Consider the following 17,211-nt stretch of genomic DNA (forward strand, 5'->3'; position numbering starts at 1 on the left):
GCTAAAACATTTTTGTCACTATAGACTGTTAATAATTGATGAACTGGGCTATCTTCCAATAGACAAGGAAGATTCTAATCTATTCTTCCAGTTAATCGATATGCGCTATGAGAAAAAGAGCACAATACTGACCACAAATATAAATTTTAGCGAATGGGACAGTGTGTTTTATGATGCAGTAGTGGCAAATGCAATATTAGACCGTGTACTTCACCATGCAAATGTGGTAAGCATTTCAGGTAAGTCATATCGGTTAAAAGACCATATGAAAGCAACAGATTAGAAAGTGTAAATGTACATTCTTATTTTAGATTTTTTGTACATTTTTGTATTGACATTTATACTGAGCAAAAGCAGCCGGGATAAACAGAACACATTCGGTGATCGGAAGGATCATAAAGAATGAGATTTATCTCGGAACCGACTTTTACCCGCGACTCATTGATGATGAGACATTTGCTAGGGCCCAGGAGATAAGAAACTACAACGCAAAAAGCCAAAACAGGCTCGGTCTTTACAGGCCTGAAAAACAGATTCCTAAAACATTTTGTTTTAAGATCGGCAAGGTGGAAAAGAAATACGACGATCCATACTTGCAGGCGCAATACACATATAGCCAGATAGGAGAGGATAACGATGAATGAAAATGTAACACTTATCCCGGCCAGGAGACGCGCTGGGAACAGGGTATCAAAAGAGGCAGATAAGCCAAAGCTTAAAGTCGCAGCGTACTGTAGAGTAAGTACTGACAGCGATGAACAGGCTGGAAGCTACGAAACCCAGGTCGAGCACTATACCGACTACATCAGCCGCAATAAGGAATGGGAGCTTGCAGGCATATACGCTGATGAAGGTATCTCAGGCACAAACACTAAAAAGCGCGAGGGCTTCAATGAAATGATCGATGACTGTATGGATGGGAAGATAGACCTTGTCATCACAAAGTCCATCAGCCGCTTTGCCAGAAACACTTTAGATTGCCTCAAGTATGTAAGGCAGCTCAGGGATAAGAACATAGCGATCATTTTTGAAAAGGAAAACATCAATACATTAGAAGCAAGCGGAGAGCTTCTTCTTACAATCATGGCTTCCCTTGCTCAGCAGGAGTCGCAGTCTTTAAGCCAGAACGTAAAGCTTGGATTACAGTTCAGATACCAGAATGGACAAGTCCAAGTAAACCACAACCATTTCTTGGGATACACAAAAGACGCCGAAGGTAACCTTGTGATTGATGAAGAGGAAGCCAAAATAGTACGCCGCATCTACAGGGAATACTTAGAGGGGGCCAGCTTAAGAGACATTGCTGACGGTCTGGAAAGGGATAAAATAAAAACCGGCGGAAAAAAGTATAGATGGCACCTAAGCACGATCCAGGGGATTCTTAAAAACGAAAAATATATCGGTGATGCGCTTTTGCAGAAAACGATTACCACAGACTTTATTGAGAAAACAAGAATTAAGAATGACGGATCCTACCCTCAGTATTATGTGACTGGTAACCATGAGGCGATTATTCCCAGAGACGTTTTTACACAAGTTCAAGAGGAGATGCTACGAAGGGCGAACATGTTTAGCGGTAAAGGGAAAAGGCGAAGAGTATATTCCAGCAAATATGCATTAAGTAGCATTTGCACCTGCACAAAATGCGGTGATATTTACAGACGGGTGGCATGGAACAACAGAGGAGTTTACTCGAATGTATGGAGGTGCAGCACCAGAGTAGAAAATGGGCCGAGCGCCTGTGATGCAAGAACTATTAAGGAAGCTGAACTTCAAGCAGCCACTGTTGAAGCGATAAACCAGGTTCTTCAATGCTCAGATGATACGAAAGAAATCTTGATGCAAAACATTGAAGCAGCGCTTGCCGATGATAACGCCGGTGAACTTGAGGCATTAAATGAGAAGCTGAGTGTAAAGCAAAAGGAACTTGTACGGTTGGCTCAGGCCAAGAAAGACTATACGGCGCTTGCAGATGAGATTGATATTTTAAATGAGAAGAAGCAGCAGTTTTTGGTAGACAAGGCTGAGAAGGAAGGCCTCAAAAAAAGAATCAGAGAGCTTGAGACTTTTCTTAAAGAGGCAAACCAGGAGCTTACCGAATACGATGAGACGATGGTTAGGAAATATATTCGGGAGATTAAAGTGTATGAGGACCATTTGCTGGTATGTTTTGAAGCCGGGCTTGAAGTGGAAATTGATAGATAAAACCTAGCGGTGAGGCGATTGTCTTGCCGCTTTTTTTGTTTGATTTTATTCGCACTTTGGCATATAATTATCGTTAGATTGTATAATGTGCTTTTTATAATTTTTGGAAAGGACTATATGGAGTACTTATCTATAAAACAGACATCAGAAAAGTGGGGGATTTCCGTCAGAAGGATTCAGGTTTTGTGCTCTGAAGGACGTATCGAAGGGGCAACAAAGATAGGTTCTTATTGGGCCATTCCTGCTGATGCAGAAAAACCAAGTGATGAGCGTATAAAAAGTGGTAAATATATAAAAGACAAGCAGGTCTAGAAGAATAGCTATTAAGAAAAGAGGCGATCGCATTGGCAACAGAATGGTTTGTATCAGGAAATCCTAAAAAGTATGACTGTATTAATGCTTTTAGGGATTTGCATAAAATTGATTGGAAGCAGAGTACAAATGTCGAAGAGGGGGACGTTGTATATATTTATGTTTCCGGCGAAGAACATGCTGTTAGATTAAAGTGCCAAGCAAATAAAGTAAATATCGAAGTGCCCGATATAGACGACCATAAATATGACCTTACCGGTGAGTTTGATGGTACCGCAGGACGTTATATGGAGCTTGAGCTTATTGAGGAGCTGGAGGGTGACTTATACGATCGCTTTGTTATGGAAAAACATGGATTTGGAACGCCTCAGAGCCCGGTAAGAGTTAACTTGGAAACTCGTGAGTATTTAAATATCTGTCAGGAATTGCAGCATACTGAAGAGATGGATCCTGACAAGCACGATGGTAGCTATGAGCTTGCTCGCGAAACAGTACGTGCTTATAAAAATATGGGTAACCTTGATCAGATCGATTTTAAGGATATGAATCTGATTTATCACATGGTTATTGGCACTTGGAGACAAAAGGTAGATATTAAGAAAAAATCTATTTCAGAAAGCCATCTGCCGGACAGTGAAAAAATAAGATTAACAGACCTGCTCGACACGATTTGGGAGAATGCTAATAACAATGCATATTCCAATCGTGAGGGTGATGCCTCAATTGGAATGTTTGGAACAGCGTTCTACTCTTTTTATGATGCAAAGAAAGATGATTGCGTGCGCTTTATTCAGATGTGCATAGATATTCTGGATAATGAGTCTGACGAGGAAATGTTTGATATATGCCAGAATGCATTATCGACAGGAATACCTGGAATGCAGGCCGCATCAGCTTCGGTAATACTTCATTGCCTTAAACCTTATACATTCCCTGTGTTTAATTCTAATTCAGGTAATCCTAACATTTATCTGTACTTTGGAATTGGCCTTGAGAAGGTATCAGATTTAAGCAAGTACATAGGAAATTGTAGAAAAGTTAAAGCGTTCAGGGATAAAAATTTCACTGTTAAAAACTATAGAATTTATGACCTTGCGGCAAGAAAGCTTGGTAAGGGCGACAAAGAATATGATGCCATTGACTTTGAAAGAATCGTGGCTTTCCTTAGGGACTATGCCGGAAAGCATTATGTTAATCCTGATAAAGCCGGCCCTGATAAAGAGGCAATGGAGGCTTTCAAGGAAGAGGGTGGAAAGGCCCGCGAAGAGTACACAAAGTTCTGCGCACATGTTGTTAGTGCATTCCCTGATTTAGAAGCACAGTCATGCTCTGGTTGGATTAATCAGGGTAACAATACTCAGAAATATTTCTGGGTTGAGCTGAAGGGAAAAGACTGGAAGAATTACCCTCATAGTATTTCCATTTCACTAAACGATAAGAGTTTAACTGACGAGGAATGGGTACTTTCCGTAAGAGTTGAAACCAGAGACGGTGCAAGTAAGGAAGAAGATTATTCTCGTCATAACGTAATAGCTGATATGGAGATACCGGAAGGTGTCGACGCTTATTACGCATACACAAATAAGCAGGGAGACTATTTACTCGCTGAGGGTGGCCAGCAGGAGGTCAAGGAACTTCGTGACAGTGGCAAAGCGAGAAAAATTCAGGTTATAAAGAGAATTTCAAAACCGTATGATTATACCAGAACAACGGAGATTGTAAAGGAAACACAAGACGCCGTTAAGTTTCTGATGCCGTTTTATAAGTATATCTTTGAGCAAGCTGGGGTATTGGGAGGAGCTGTAGAGTACTGGCCTTCTCAAGAAGAATACCCTGTAAATTTGACTAATGATGATTGGAAACGCTTCATTGATGAGGTGGAGAGCAAGTCGCATGTTGGATGCATGAGAGTTCTTGCTTGCTATGTTGATATTGGTGGTATTGGATCACCTAAAACATTATCAGATAAATATAAAGGGCACCCGACCGTTTATACCAGCAGCATTTTAAACACAAGCAAAAGAGCATTAAGTTTCTTTGGAATGGATCCTTGTCCTGATGGAGATACACAGCGATACTTCCCGATAGCCTTTCAGGGACGTGTTGGCAGTGAAGTTAATGCGGGCACTTATGAATATAAGATGCGTCCGGAATTATTAGAAGCATTACAGGAAATGGATTTAACAGGAATAGATCTCATGTATGATAAAGGCGGTGATGATGAAATGAGTGAGACAGAATTCGATAAGAACATAATTCTTTACGGACCTCCTGGAACAGGAAAAACATATAATACCGCAATTTATGCAGTTGCCATTTGCGACAAATTGAGTCTTGATGAAGTGAAAGCAAGGCCGTATGAGGAAGTCCTGGATAGATATCGTGTTCTTAAAGATGAAGAGAAACGTGTAGCGTTTACGACATTTCATCAGTCATACGGGTATGAAGAGTTTATCGAGGGAATAAAACCCAAGATGGATTCTGATTCATTTGATGTTGAATATACGATAAAAGATGGTGTATTTAAAGATTTTTGCGATAGGGCGTCTAAAAAGAAAACCAGCACAAGCGGAGTTACTGTTGGCGAAAATGCTCGCGTTTGGAATGTAATCCTCGGTGGAAACGACGATCCGGATTTAAAGCAAAGATGCTTTAGCGAAGGTACTATTCGAATTGGATGGCACAAGTCACCGGAGGTGATTACAGACGAAACGGAAGGCTTAAATGATAAGGAAAGACGTATCCTTTTAAATTTCCAAGATGAGATGGAAATAGGAGATGTTGTTGTTGCACGTGCTTCCAGCGATGCTGTAGATGGAGTTGCTATCATCACCGGTGGTGTTGAATTTGATACGTCAGATGAATACTATCCAAGAAAGCGTAAGGTTCAATGGCTATACAAGGGTGCAAATATTAGCATCATTGATCTTAACGGTGGCACAAGATTGGATCGAAAGTCTGTCTACCCGTTAAACAGAATAAGCGTAGGCGATTTGTTAAGTCGGGTTCCTACCGAGTCAGGAGTTGAGGTAGAGGATGAGACAAGGCCTTTTGTATTCATTATTGATGAGATTAACAGAGGTAATATTTCGAAGATATTCGGTGAACTGATCACCCTTATCGAGCCTACCAAGAGAAAAGGTGCAAAGGAAGCTATGGAGGCGACTCTTCCATATTCTAATGTTCCTTTTGGTGTTCCGAATAATGTTTATTTGATTGGAACCATGAATACGGCAGATAGATCCATAGCCATTATGGATACTGCATTACGTCGAAGATTCCAGTTTGAAGAGATGATGCCTAACCCTCAGGTTCTTAGAAATATTGGCGCAGATAAAGTCATTGAGGGTGACGTTGAACTTGATGTGGCAGAAATGCTTGAGGTTATTAACAAGCGTATTGAGTATTTGTTTGATAGAGAACATACCATAGGTCATGCTTTCTTTACCGGCCTTAGGGATGAGCCTACAGTCCAGAAGCTGGCAAGCATATTCAAGAAGTCGGTTATTCCTCTTTTGCAGGAATACTTCTATGAGGACTACAGTAAGATAAGAATGGTCCTTGGGGATAATGGCAAGGAGAATACAAAGCATATGTTTATTCTTGCCAATGAGATTAAATCAAATCAGATATTCAGGGGAGACACCTCTGACGTGGATATCCCGGATTACTCCTATGTAATTCAAGATGAAGCCTTTGACAATATCATGAGTTATAAAGAGATAAAAGGATAAGAAAAGTGGTGATTAGATGAAGGAACTCTTGGAGCTAAAAGAGTTTGAGACTGTAATCGGGAATCCCGATTATAAGGATCAATATAAATGTATGGATAAGAACTCTTTTGCGGAGCTTATAGAGTTCATTCATGCTTTTGATTCAGACGATGCAGAATCAGATGTTTTAGATTTTATCAAGATTGGGTACAAAAGAAATCTGGGTGAGACAGTAACTTTCAAAAATTACGTCGGCCTCATTCAGATGAAGAATAACTATCAGATTCAGGTCTTACCTAAGATAGAATTTGTAAACGGAGAGAAGGATGAGACGAAGCAAGTATTTATGAAGATGCTTCGAAGCATGAAGGATTTTCCGAGCAAGGTCTTTACGAATGCTAATCTTAAAACGGATCGCATGAATCTGTATGAGGTCTTCATCAATATGTATCTGCAAGAGGTTAGAGCACTTGTAAAGCATGGTATTAAATCCTCTTATGCAAGACAGGAGGATAACCTTACCGTTTACAAAGGAAAGCTTATGGTCAATGAGCACATTAAAGCTAACCTTGCACATAAGGAAAGATTTTATGTGGGATTTGATGAATACCAGGTAAACAGGCCGGAGAACCGGTTGATAAAATCAACACTTCTGAAATTGCAGAGCATAAGCAGCAGTGCTGAAAATGGCAAAGAGATAAGACAGCTACTTACGTCGTTTGAACTTGTTGAGCCTTCAAAGAACTATGATAAGGATTTCGCAAAGGTAGTAATTGATCGCAATACCAAGGACTATGAAATGTTAATGAAGTGGTCAAAGGTATTTCTGAAAGACAAGAGCTTTACTACTTTTTCGGGGACCGACAATGCAAGAGCGCTGTTGTTTCCGATGGAAAAAGTGTTTGAGTCATATGTAGCTCGAAATATGAAGAAGGTATTCAATAGGGCCAATTGGGAGGTTTCTGCTCAGGATAAAGGGCACTTCTTATTTAATACGCTTAATGGCGAGAAACATCGGAAGTTTGCACTCAGACCGGACCTTGTAGTTACCAGGGATGATGGAAGCGTTGTTATTTTGGATACCAAGTGGAAGAGCCTCGTCAATGACAAAGGGGCCAACTATGGAATATCGCAGGCGGACATGTATCAGATGTATGCTTATTCCAAGAAATACGGTACGCCAGAAATCTGGCTTCTTTATCCGGTCAATGCCGCTATGAAAGATAGCGGAAGAATTACTTTTGATAGTGGGGATGGCGCGACGGTCTCATTGTTCTTTGTAGATGTGGCAAATATTGAAAAGAGCATGGAAGAATTGCTTCTTATATTATCTCCAAATAATACAGAAGAGAATTTGACGGAGGAGAACATAGATGGCGCTGACGCAGTTGGATGAGGCACAAAAGATATCATTAAGAAATCGTGCTAAAGATGAGTTGGTTCGCATAGAGACTTTGATTGCAGATAAAGATAAAAAGAGAATGATCGATGACTTTAAAGAAAAGTTTTCTTTATGCGAGATAGTATATAAGGTTATTTTAGAAGAACATCAATTTAATAAAACGGGTAAACATTTAGATTATTTGAAGGTCACAATGACTCAGGTCCCGCATGCGTTGACGTTTGCAGGATACGATTTTGATAAAGATCTGCTGACTAAGCTGTTCGGCGCGGAAGAAAAAATAGGCAGCAGGTCCGTTAAGAAACTTAGAGACGCACTTACCCATAGCATGAATGATAAGGCGGTTAACGAGCTTTCTGATCGTTATGAGGAGTTGAATGGTTATATGGATAGCTTCCTAAATAAGATCAGAACGTTTGATGCTGCATAATGGTGGGTGCAAAAATGGTGCAATCGTTAAAGAGTTCGTGGACCAGTTTTTGCGAAATGCGGCCGATAACTACTAAACTTCTAGTACTATCGTGCCATGTGGAGACTGTTATTCTACTGAAAAAGAAATAGAATAAAGAGAGCTTAGAAAGCTTTAAAATAAGAGGTTCTTGAATTTTTGCCATATTATGGCGATATGTTCAGAACCTCTTTTTGTGTGTTTTTTCAATAATAGTGACTACTGAAAATGGCGAGGTCGAGGCTGAATAACTAATATTTTTTGGGTTGTGACTATGAAACTATTGTTTTGATTGATTTTCGACGCTTCTGCGTATATAATTATAACGTGGTTTATTGTGAATATATGGGAGAAGTAGTATGGAATATATGACGATAAAGGAAGCTGCAAAAAAGTGGGGTGTCTCGATAAGAAGAGTTCAAACCATATGCAATGAAGGAACTATTCCTGGTGTAGTGAAGTTTGGACATGCTTGGGCTATACCAAAGGATGCAGAAAAACCAGTAGATAAAAGGATTAAATCAGGGAGATATATTAAGGGATAATTATGGTGTTTGTTGTCTGTATAATTAGAGAAAAATAAAAAGAAAAGGAAGGAAAAAGTTTTATGGATAATCAAGTACATAATGCGATAGTAAGTTTTATATGGGGAATCGCTGATGATTGCTTGCGTGATGTGTATGTGCGCGGTAAATATCGTGATGTTATTTTGCCTATGACGGTTATCCGCCGTCTGGATGCATTGTTGGAAGAGACTAAGCCAGCAGTGCTTGAAATGAAAAAGCAGCTTGATGCTGCTAAGATTGATAATCAGTGGCCAGCCTTGTGCAATACAGCTGGACAGGCTTTTTGTAATGCGTCACCGTTCTTGCTAAAGGACCTAACAAGTCGTTCAAAAGCTCAGACGCTTAAGGCCGATTTTATAGCATATTTGGATGGTTTTTCACCGAATGTTCAGGTGATATTGGATAAATTCAAATTCCGTAATCAGATTGACACGATGGTGGATGCAGATATCTTAGGTGCTGTTATTGAGAAGTTTACTTCGTCAGATATTAACCTTAGTCCTAATCCGATTTATAAGGATGCTGATAAAAAGATAATCAAGCATCCAGGGCTTGATAATCACGGGATGGGAACAATTTTTGAGGAACTTATTCGAAAGTTCAACGAAGAAAACAATGAAGAAGCTGGAGAGCACTGGACACCTCGTGACGTTGTTGAGCTTATGGCAGATCTTGTGTTTATGCCTATTGCAGATCAAATTAAAGATGCGTCGTATTCTTGTTATGACGGAGCTTGTGGTACTGGCGGTATGCTTACAGTAGCACAAGACAGGCTTTTGAAACTAGCTAAAAAACAAGGAAAAGAAGTTGCAATCCATCTTTTTGGTCAGGAGATCAATCCAGAGACTTATGCTATTTGTACAGCAGATATGTTGCTTAAAGGTGATGGAGAAGAAGCGGAGCATATTATGTATGGTTCTACACTTTCGGATGATCAGCATGCATCACGTCAGTTTGATTTCATGCTTTCAAATCCGCCTTACGGAAAGAGTTGGAAGACTGATTGTGAAAAGATGGGTGGAAAGAAGGATATTCTTGATACAAGATTTAACACCTATCTTGATGACGGCGAAGAAATGTCAATGATTCCACGTACTAGTGATGGACAGCTACTTTTTCTTCTGAATAATATTGGCAAAATGAAGAAAGATACTGAACTTGGAAGTCGTATTGCAGAGGTTCATAATGGCTCTTCACTATTTACTGGCGATGCTGGAAGTGGAGAAAGCAATGCGCGACGTTATATGCTAGAGAATGATTTAGTGGAAGCGATTATTGCAGTGCCTGAAAACATGTTTTACAACACTGGAATAGGAACTTTTATTTGGATTCTTTCTAACAAGAAGGAGGAACGCCGTAAGGGAAAAATCCAGCTGATTGATGCCACGGCAATGAAGTCTCCTCTTCGTAAAAACATGGGTAAGAAGAATTGCGAGTTTACTCCTGAAATTCGCAAAGAAATCATTCGTCTTTTCCTTGAAATGGAAGAGAACGAAGTTAGCATGATTTTTGATAATGATGAGTTTGCTTACTGGAATATTACCGTTGAACGTCCTTTGCGTTTGCGAGTGTATCCTGAGCGAGAGATTCCGGCAGATACATTCAAAAAGGCTGATGAGTTGACGACAGTCAAAAAAGCGATTGCATCTGTTCCGACAGACATTCCTCTCGATGATTGGATGGCCTTTGCCACAGCAACAAAATTAAAGAAAGGTCAACTTAATAAGATTCGTCCGTTTATTACTGAGAAGGATCCGACGGCTAAGCCAATAGAAGGAGAAGCGGATGCAGATTTGCGAGATACAGAAAATGTACCGTTTACTTATGAGGGAGGAATAGATGAATTTATGAAGAATGAGGTGCTTTCTTTTGAACCAGATGCCTATATAGATGATAAGAAGACAACTATTGGTTATGAAGTAAGTTTTACAAAATATTTTTATAAGCCAGTACAACTTCGAGATTTGAGTGAAATAATTGAGAACTTGAGAAATTTGGAAAAAGAGGCTGATGGTGTATTAGCTGATATCATGGGAGGGGTGTTATGATAAAAAAATATTCAGAATACGTTTTAAGCCCCGCACCTTGGTTGGAGGAATTACCGTTCCATTGGGAATGTAAAAAGATAGGAACACTTTTTTTTGAAAGGAAAACTAAAGTTTCTGATAAGGATTATCAACCCCTTTCTGTTGCCAAGATAGGAGTAGTTCCACAACTAGATACAGCAGTTAAGACTGATGCAGGAGACAATCGAAAATTAGTATGCGTAGGTGATTTTGTGATAAATAGTCGTTCGGATCGTAAGGGCTCTTGTGGTGTCTCTCAGTTAGATGGTTCGGTTTCGCTTATCAATATAGTTCTAACCCCAAGGAGTCAGTGGAATAGCGATTATGTTCATTATTTGATGAGATGCCAGCCCTTCTCTGAGGAATACTATCGAAACGGTAGAGGCATTGTTGCAGACTTGTGGACAACACGTTTTAGTGAAATGAAATCTATCTTATTGCCAGTACCACCAAAAGATGAGCAGGATCAGATTGTGCGATTCTTAAATTGGAAGGTTTCAAGCATAAATAAGCTGATTGATGTAAGGAAAAAGCAGATAGATGAGCTTGAAGAATATAAAGAAGCTGCAATTACATATTATATTACTCACGGATTAAAAAAAACAAAGATGTGTCCTACGGAAATATATTGGCTTCGTGAAGTACCTGAAAATTGGAAAGAAACAAAGTTAAAATATATCTTGAAAAAGCATAAGCGAGAGATACCAGAAAATGCTGAACTACTTATTTGTTCAAATAGTGGTGAAGTAAAGAAAAGAGGAGATTCTAAATTAGGCTTGGTTGCGTCATCAGTTGATATATATCAAGGAGTAAAGGAAGGCGATTTGTTAATACATGGTATGGATACTTGGCATGGAGCCATAGCTATATCCAATTATGATGGGATGTGTACTCCCGTGGTTCATGTATGTACCTGTAATCAGAGTAAGCGTTTTGTTGAATACTATTTAAAAATGATGGCTTATACAAAGGTATATAAAGCAATATCAAATGGAGTAAGACAAAATACAAGTGATTTTAGAAGTTGGGATAAAGTGGCAAATCTTTTGATAGCTTTCCCTGAGTTTGAAGAGCAGGAGAGAATTGCTGATTATTTGGATAAAATTGTACTATCGACAAACAAGATAGTAGCTGAGTATGAAGAACAGCTTGAGCATCTTCATGAAATGAAGCACAGAGTAATTTATGATGTTGTCACTGGGAAAATAGATGTTCGCACCGTAGACATCCCAGAGTATGAATTCATTAAAGAACAGTATGATGATGAAAACGATGTAGAAATCGAAGAACAGGAGGATTAATTATGCCATTTACCAATACTAAGGAAAGCGGCCTTGAATCCTTAATCGTGAAGTGGCTTGTTGAGCAGAACGGCTACGAAGAAGGAACCAATGCTGACTACAACAAAGAGTATGCAGTCGATGAAACACGCCTGTTTCGATTCCTTGAAGACACCCAGCCGAAGGAAATGGACAAGCTGGGTGTCTTCAAGTCGGATGCAAAGAAACGTCAGTTTTTGAACAGGCTCTCCGGAGAAATAGCTAAGCGCGGCATCATTGATGTACTTCGTAATGGTGTGAAGGTATACCCTGCGGATCTCATCATGTTTTATCTTACGCCTACTGAGAATAATGAGCAAGCCAGAATCATGTACGAGAAGAATATCTTCAGTGTGACAAGGCAACTGAGATATTCGCAGGATGCAGGGAAGCTTGCTTTGGATGTCTGCTTATTCATCAATGGACTTCCAGTGATCACAATGGAGCTGAAGAACCAGCTGACAAAGCAGAACACAGAGAATGCGGTTCGCCAGTATAAAGAGGATCGTGATTTCCACGACCTTCTGTTCTCCTTCAAGCGTTGTATGGTTCATTTCGCTGTCGATGATGCGACTATTCAGTTCTGTACAAAGCTTGCTGGAAAGGACAGTTGGTTCTTGCCGTTTAATAAAGGTTATAACGATGGAGCCGGTAATCCGCCAAATTCAGAAGGTTTAATGACCGATTATCTGTGGAAAGATATCCTAACAAAGGGAAAGCTTTCAAGGATCATAGAGAATTATGCTCAGGTAGTTGAAGAGGTGGATGAAGACACTAAGAAGAAATCAGTTAAGCAGATTTGGCCGAGATATCATCAGTTAGATTGTGTTGAGAAACTTCTTTATAACGTAAAGGAAAATGGCGTCGGCAAGAAATACTTGATTCAGCATAGTGCAGGAAGCGGTAAATCAAATTCAATAGCATGGCTTGCTCATCAGCTAATCGGGCTGGAACAAGATGGACATCCTATGATTGATTCTGTTTTGGTAGTTACTGACCGCCGTATTTTGGACAAGCAGATCCGTAATACCATCAAACAGTTTATGCAGGTGAAAAATACTGTTGTATGGGCGGAGCATTCCGGGGATCTTAAAAAGGCTATACAGGATGGGAAACGTATTATTGTTTCAACGATAGAGAAGTTCCCATATATTATCTCTGAAATCGGTCAGGAACATAAAGATAATAAGTTTGCTGTCATTATTGATGAGGCTCATTCAGGACAGAGCGGTCGTAATTCTGCAAATATGAACTTAGCTCTTTCTGGTATGGCTACGGATGATGATGCTGATAATGAAGATAAGATAAATGCAATGATGGAGGGACGTAAGCTAGTTTCGTCTGCTAGTTACTTCGCATTTACAGCCACTCCAAAGAATAAGACAGAAGAGTTGTTTGGAGTTCCTTATGAAGAGGATGGAGAAATCAAGCATCGACCTTTCCATGTTTATACAATGAAGCAGGCAATTCAGGAAGGATTTATTCTTGATGTGCTTCGTAATTATACAACCATTGATAGTTGGTATAAGATTATGAAGACAGTTGAGGATGATCCGATGTTTGATAAAAAGCGTGCGCAGAAAAAGCTACGTGCTTTTGTTGAAGGTAATCCTGAGGTTATTGCCAAGAAAGCAGCTATGATGGTTGAACACTTCCATGAGCAAGTTATAGCTAAGAAGAAGATTGGTGGAAAAGCTCGTGCGATGATTGTAACAGCAAGTATACCGAGATGTGTTGAGTATTACTATGCAATCAATAAATGTTTATCAGAAAGGCATAGTCCGTATAAAACTATTGTGGCATTCTCAGGTGAGCATAAGTACAACGGAGCTGAACCTGCTTTGACATCAGCTGGATTGAATGGCTTTTCAGATGCTAAGATTCCTAAGGAATTTAAGAAGGATCCATACAGGATATTGATTGTTGCGGATATGTTCCAAACTGGTTTTGATGAGCCACTGCTTCAGACCATGTACGTGGATAAGCCACTTTATGATATTGCAGCAGTTCAGACCTTGTCTAGATTGAATAGGGCATATCCTGGAAAAGATGAGGTTTATGTTCTTGATTTTGCAAATAAGACCTCTGTTATAGAGGCGGCATTTTCAAAATTTTATAGGACTACAATTCTGTCTGGAGAGACTGATCCTAACAAGCTTTATGACCTAATTGATCATATGGAGAAACACCAGGTTTATGATGTTAGTGATGTTGAAAAACTGGTAGAACTGTTCTTAAGCGGAGCAGAGCGTGACCGCTTGGATCCTATTCTGGATGCTTGTACAGCGATATATAAGCAGCTGGAGTTGGATGAACAGATTGAATTTAAAAGTGCAGCAAAGTCATTTGTTCGTACATATGGCTTTCTTGGTGCAATATTACCTTATGGAAATGTGGATTGGGAGAAGTTGTCTATTTTCTTGAATCTGCTGATCCCTAAATTGCCTTCACCACGTGGAGATGACCTTTCAGAAGGAATACTTTCAACAGTAGATCTGAACAGTTATCGAAATGAAGCTCAGGAGGCTATTGCTATAAAGCTAGAGGATACAGATGCCGAAATAGCACCTGTACCTGCAGGTAGCGTAGGGCATGTTGTTGAGCCTGAGATGGATTTGTTGTCTAAGATTATTATGGATTTTAATGATATGTTTGGCAACATAAAATGGAATGATGCTGATAATGTACAGCGTCAGATTCTTGCAATACCGGAAATGGTTTCAAAGGATAAAAAGTATCAGAATGCTATGAAGAACTCTGATGCTCAAGAAGCGAGGACTGAAAGCGAACGTGCATTGCAGCAAGTTATATTTTCAATTATGTCAGATAATATGGAATTATTTAAGCAGTTTCAAGATAATCCATCCTTTAAAAAATGGTTGTCTGATATGGTGTTTAATATAACTTATGATCCTAAAAATGATAAGAAACTAGCTCAGTACACACGAAAAGAGCCAGATTAGATGATGGTTGCAGAAGAGTCTGTACCTTATGGAGTAAAGAAGGATACAGAATAAATGAAAGCAGGTGATAATATGCCACGAGGCAAAAGTATAAATCTATACTTGATGGACGGCAACGTCAATGGCCGCATTAAAGCTACCCTTGCTAATTGGACCGGGTTAGTCATGAAGATTCCACGCATTGACTTAGGCAAGTGCAAGGATCGTGATGAGCTTAAACAGACAGGTGTTTATCTATTGTTTGGTAAGGACGATCAAACAGATAAAAATTTGGTGTATGTAGGTCAAGCTGGAATTAGGAAAAATGGAGAAGGAATTCTTAATCGATTATCCGAGCATGACAGAGATCCTAATAGGGATTTTTGGAATGAGGCTATTGCCATTACAACTTCAAATGATTCATTAGGTCCAACTGAGATAAGTTATCTTGAACACCGATTTTGTAAGCTTGCTGTTGAGGCTAACCGATACACTGTGATGAATGGCAATGATCCAACACCGGGCAATCCATCTGAAGAGAAACAAAGTGAGTTAGAGGACTTTATTGATTATGCTAAGGTGATAATAGGTACTCTTGGTCATAAGGTATTTGTACCACTATTGTCATCAGTTGCAGATTCTGACGATGAGGAAAGTGTAGGTGGGCCAGAGTTCTACTGCTCAAGGAAAAATGTCAATGCAGCAGGAATAAGAACAGCAGAAGGCTTTGTTGTAAAAAAGGGCAGCAGTATAGTAAGTGAACTTGCACCAAGTTGTCCGGAATATATTATAAAACAGAGAGAAAAGTTTAGAGAAAAGATTAATTCTGATTTTGTACTTACAGAAGATATTTTGTTAAATTCACCATCGGCTGCCGGTGCATTTGTATGTGGAGGAAGCGTCAGTGGCAATGTGGTGTGGAAAACATCCGATGGTGTTACTCTAAAAGAGTATGAAGCAAGAAAAGAAGAATAAAACAATCAAGCACCCTGCCAATTCGACAAGGTGCTTGTCTTTTTATCTGGGGGTTATTCATCGATAGTCTCTAGAATATCTTCAATATGGCAATGAAGTGCCACACAGATTTTAAGAAGCACGTCGGTTGTGATATTTGCTCCTTTGCCAAGCTTGGTTATAGATGCAGCACTTATACCGGCGGCTTCTCTTAAATCATTTTTATTCATTTCTTTATCAATAAGCATTTTCCAAAGTTTGTTATAGCTGATTCGCATATCAATCCTCCGTTTAATCTGTTATGTCGAGAAAACCATAGCGACCATTATCAAGACCCTTTGTAAAGGTGATTATATTAGCACCCGTACTAGCAAGGTCTACGTCAGGTACATTTGTTATATTATCAAGTAGTATTACCTGTCCGCATTCTTGATGATTTGCAAAATATTTATATAGTGAAGCTCGCATGCTTTCAGGAGATACATCTGACACTCCTTGATCTAAGCCAAGTAATGGCGTATCGATTATAAGCAGTCCTTGGTCATAGACAGCATATTCTGATAAATACTGTCTAAAGGACATTGCAACTATGCTGTTAAGGAATGATGTATAACCTTGGCCGTTGAAGTTTTGTTTTACATGGCCATTCACCTCTACATCAAAACTTGAGATATTAAAATGAGCGGTAGTTAAGTTGGGGAAATTGCATTCTGTTAATGCCGCCTTTATTATTTTATCTATTCTTTTTACAAACTTCAGATCGAAGTATTCTCTTGGATGATATTCTGTTTTGTTTTCCTCCTCATTAGGAAGCTCTTGTAGATCAGTTTCTAGACTTTCAGTTAAATCACCGATAACAGCAAGCTCCTGACTGATCTGGATAAAGGATCGATAATCATCCTGTATTTTTTTGAGGGAGTCAGCCTTGGGCTGAAATTCCTCTTTTATTGTTAGGGCATGGCCCTGTTTCTCATTGTGGAGTTTTTCCCAACGGAAAAATGGAACTTTGAGAAACGAATAAACCACCTGCTATGCGGGTGGATGGAATTGCTTAAGCTTACAGAAAAAAACCTCCAATGATATAATAAATGCAGGTTCGCCAACCGCATTAATCAAAGGAGGTATCCAATATGGATGTTAATAGTTTATCACATACAAAGTGGAATTGTAAGTATCATATCGTATTTGCACCAAAATATCGCAGAAAGATAATATATGGAAAACTTTATAGGGATATAGCAAGTATATTGAGTACACTATGTAAGAGAAAAGGAGTAAAAATTG

At 39.3% G+C, this 17,211-nt stretch carries 15 protein-coding genes; 13 read left to right on the top strand and 2 right to left on the bottom strand.

The genetic code is table 11. The annotated features are described in order from the left end of the window. The 12 genes from BMY85_RS14535 to BMY85_RS14590 form a co-directional block, all read left to right on the top strand. Nucleotides 1-283: ATP-binding protein (locus tag BMY85_RS14535; RefSeq protein WP_177180810.1), on the top strand; the 283-nt coding region annotated here is incomplete at its 5' end. Nucleotides 284-380: 97 nt separating this feature from the next. Then, complete coding sequence (locus BMY85_RS14540; protein WP_092479019.1) at nt 381-644, top strand: hypothetical protein; 264 nt, start codon at nt 381-383, stop codon at nt 642-644. Beyond that, nucleotides 637-2,205 (top strand): recombinase family protein, encoded by a 1,569-nt coding sequence (locus BMY85_RS14545; RefSeq protein ID WP_092479022.1) that lies wholly within the window; start codon nt 637-639, stop codon nt 2,203-2,205. The genes BMY85_RS14540 and BMY85_RS14545 overlap by 8 nt, the downstream gene beginning before the upstream one ends. Before the next feature lie 117 nt (nt 2,206-2,322). After that, on the top strand, nt 2,323-2,517 hold the full coding sequence (locus BMY85_RS14550) for a MerR family transcriptional regulator (protein WP_092479024.1): 195 nt from the start codon (nt 2,323-2,325) through the stop codon (nt 2,515-2,517). Between the two features lie 32 nt (nt 2,518-2,549). Beyond that, a complete protein-coding gene (locus BMY85_RS15970; protein WP_092479026.1) occupies nt 2,550-6,251 on the top strand; it encodes an AAA family ATPase in 3,702 nt (1,233 codons plus the stop codon). Nucleotides 6,252-6,267: 16 nt separating this feature from the next. Further along, nucleotides 6,268-7,626, top strand: coding sequence for an McrC family protein (locus BMY85_RS14560; RefSeq protein WP_242939752.1), 1,359 nt, complete (start codon nt 6,268-6,270; stop codon nt 7,624-7,626). Further along, nucleotides 7,604-8,062 (top strand): hypothetical protein, encoded by a 459-nt coding sequence (locus BMY85_RS14565; RefSeq protein WP_092479028.1) that lies wholly within the window; start codon nt 7,604-7,606, stop codon nt 8,060-8,062. The genes BMY85_RS14560 and BMY85_RS14565 overlap by 23 nt, the downstream gene beginning before the upstream one ends. A 377-nt stretch (nt 8,063-8,439) precedes the next feature. Then, nucleotides 8,440-8,625 (top strand): helix-turn-helix domain-containing protein, encoded by a 186-nt coding sequence (locus BMY85_RS14570; RefSeq protein WP_092479030.1) that lies wholly within the window; start codon nt 8,440-8,442, stop codon nt 8,623-8,625. Between the two features lie 62 nt (nt 8,626-8,687). Beyond that, nucleotides 8,688-10,694, top strand: a complete 2,007-nt coding sequence (locus BMY85_RS14575) for a type I restriction-modification system subunit M (RefSeq protein WP_092479032.1) — start codon at nt 8,688-8,690, stop codon at nt 10,692-10,694. Beyond that, nucleotides 10,691-12,013 (top strand): restriction endonuclease subunit S, encoded by a 1,323-nt coding sequence (locus BMY85_RS14580; RefSeq protein ID WP_092479035.1) that lies wholly within the window; start codon nt 10,691-10,693, stop codon nt 12,011-12,013. Before BMY85_RS14575 ends, BMY85_RS14580 begins: the two co-directional genes overlap by 4 nt. Nucleotides 12,014-12,015: 2 nt before the next feature. Next, nucleotides 12,016-14,994, top strand: a complete 2,979-nt coding sequence (locus BMY85_RS14585; RefSeq protein ID WP_092479037.1) for a type I restriction endonuclease subunit R — start codon at nt 12,016-12,018, stop codon at nt 14,992-14,994. Nucleotides 14,995-15,066: 72 nt separating this feature from the next. Continuing rightward, nucleotides 15,067-15,948: a GIY-YIG nuclease family protein gene (locus tag BMY85_RS14590; protein WP_092479043.1), complete on the top strand. Its 882-nt coding sequence runs from the start codon at nt 15,067-15,069 to the stop codon at nt 15,946-15,948. A 53-nt stretch (nt 15,949-16,001) separates the two neighbouring features. Here BMY85_RS14590 and BMY85_RS14595 read toward each other — a convergent pair whose 3' ends face one another. Together BMY85_RS14595 and BMY85_RS14600 are read right to left on the bottom strand one after the other, a co-directional pair. Further along, complete coding sequence (locus tag BMY85_RS14595; RefSeq protein ID WP_092479039.1) at nt 16,002-16,205, bottom strand: helix-turn-helix domain-containing protein; 204 nt, start codon at nt 16,203-16,205, stop codon at nt 16,002-16,004. A 13-nt stretch (nt 16,206-16,218) separates the two neighbouring features. After that, nucleotides 16,219-16,953: a hypothetical protein gene (locus BMY85_RS14600; protein ID WP_092479041.1), complete on the bottom strand. Its 735-nt coding sequence runs from the start codon at nt 16,951-16,953 to the stop codon at nt 16,219-16,221. Between the two features lie 104 nt (nt 16,954-17,057). On the opposite strand from BMY85_RS14600, the gene BMY85_RS14605 reads away from it, so the two are divergent. Further along, on the top strand, nt 17,058-17,211 hold a 154-nt coding region (locus BMY85_RS14605; RefSeq protein WP_177180811.1), incomplete at its 3' end, for a transposase.

It is taken from the genome of [Clostridium] polysaccharolyticum (assembly GCF_900111595.1).
Lineage (GTDB): Bacteria > Bacillota > Clostridia > Lachnospirales > Lachnospiraceae > Clostridium_AI > Clostridium_AI polysaccharolyticum.

Coding starts and splice junctions, on each gene's coding strand:
- BMY85_RS14545 (WP_092479022.1), top strand. CDS start 637: ATGAATGAAAATGTAACACTTATCCCGGCCAGGAGACGCGCTGGGAAC.
- BMY85_RS14550 (WP_092479024.1), top strand. CDS start 2,323: ATGGAGTACTTATCTATAAAACAGACATCAGAAAAGTGGGGGATTTCC.
- BMY85_RS14560 (WP_242939752.1), top strand. CDS start 6,268: ATGAAGGAACTCTTGGAGCTAAAAGAGTTTGAGACTGTAATCGGGAAT.
- BMY85_RS14565 (WP_092479028.1), top strand. CDS start 7,604: ATGGCGCTGACGCAGTTGGATGAGGCACAAAAGATATCATTAAGAAAT.
- BMY85_RS14570 (WP_092479030.1), top strand. CDS start 8,440: ATGGAATATATGACGATAAAGGAAGCTGCAAAAAAGTGGGGTGTCTCG.
- BMY85_RS14575 (WP_092479032.1), top strand. CDS start 8,688: ATGGATAATCAAGTACATAATGCGATAGTAAGTTTTATATGGGGAATC.
- BMY85_RS14580 (WP_092479035.1), top strand. CDS start 10,691: ATGATAAAAAAATATTCAGAATACGTTTTAAGCCCCGCACCTTGGTTG.
- BMY85_RS14585 (WP_092479037.1), top strand. CDS start 12,016: ATGCCATTTACCAATACTAAGGAAAGCGGCCTTGAATCCTTAATCGTG.
- BMY85_RS14590 (WP_092479043.1), top strand. CDS start 15,067: ATGCCACGAGGCAAAAGTATAAATCTATACTTGATGGACGGCAACGTC.
- BMY85_RS14595 (WP_092479039.1), bottom strand. CDS start 16,205: ATGCGAATCAGCTATAACAAACTTTGGAAAATGCTTATTGATAAAGAA.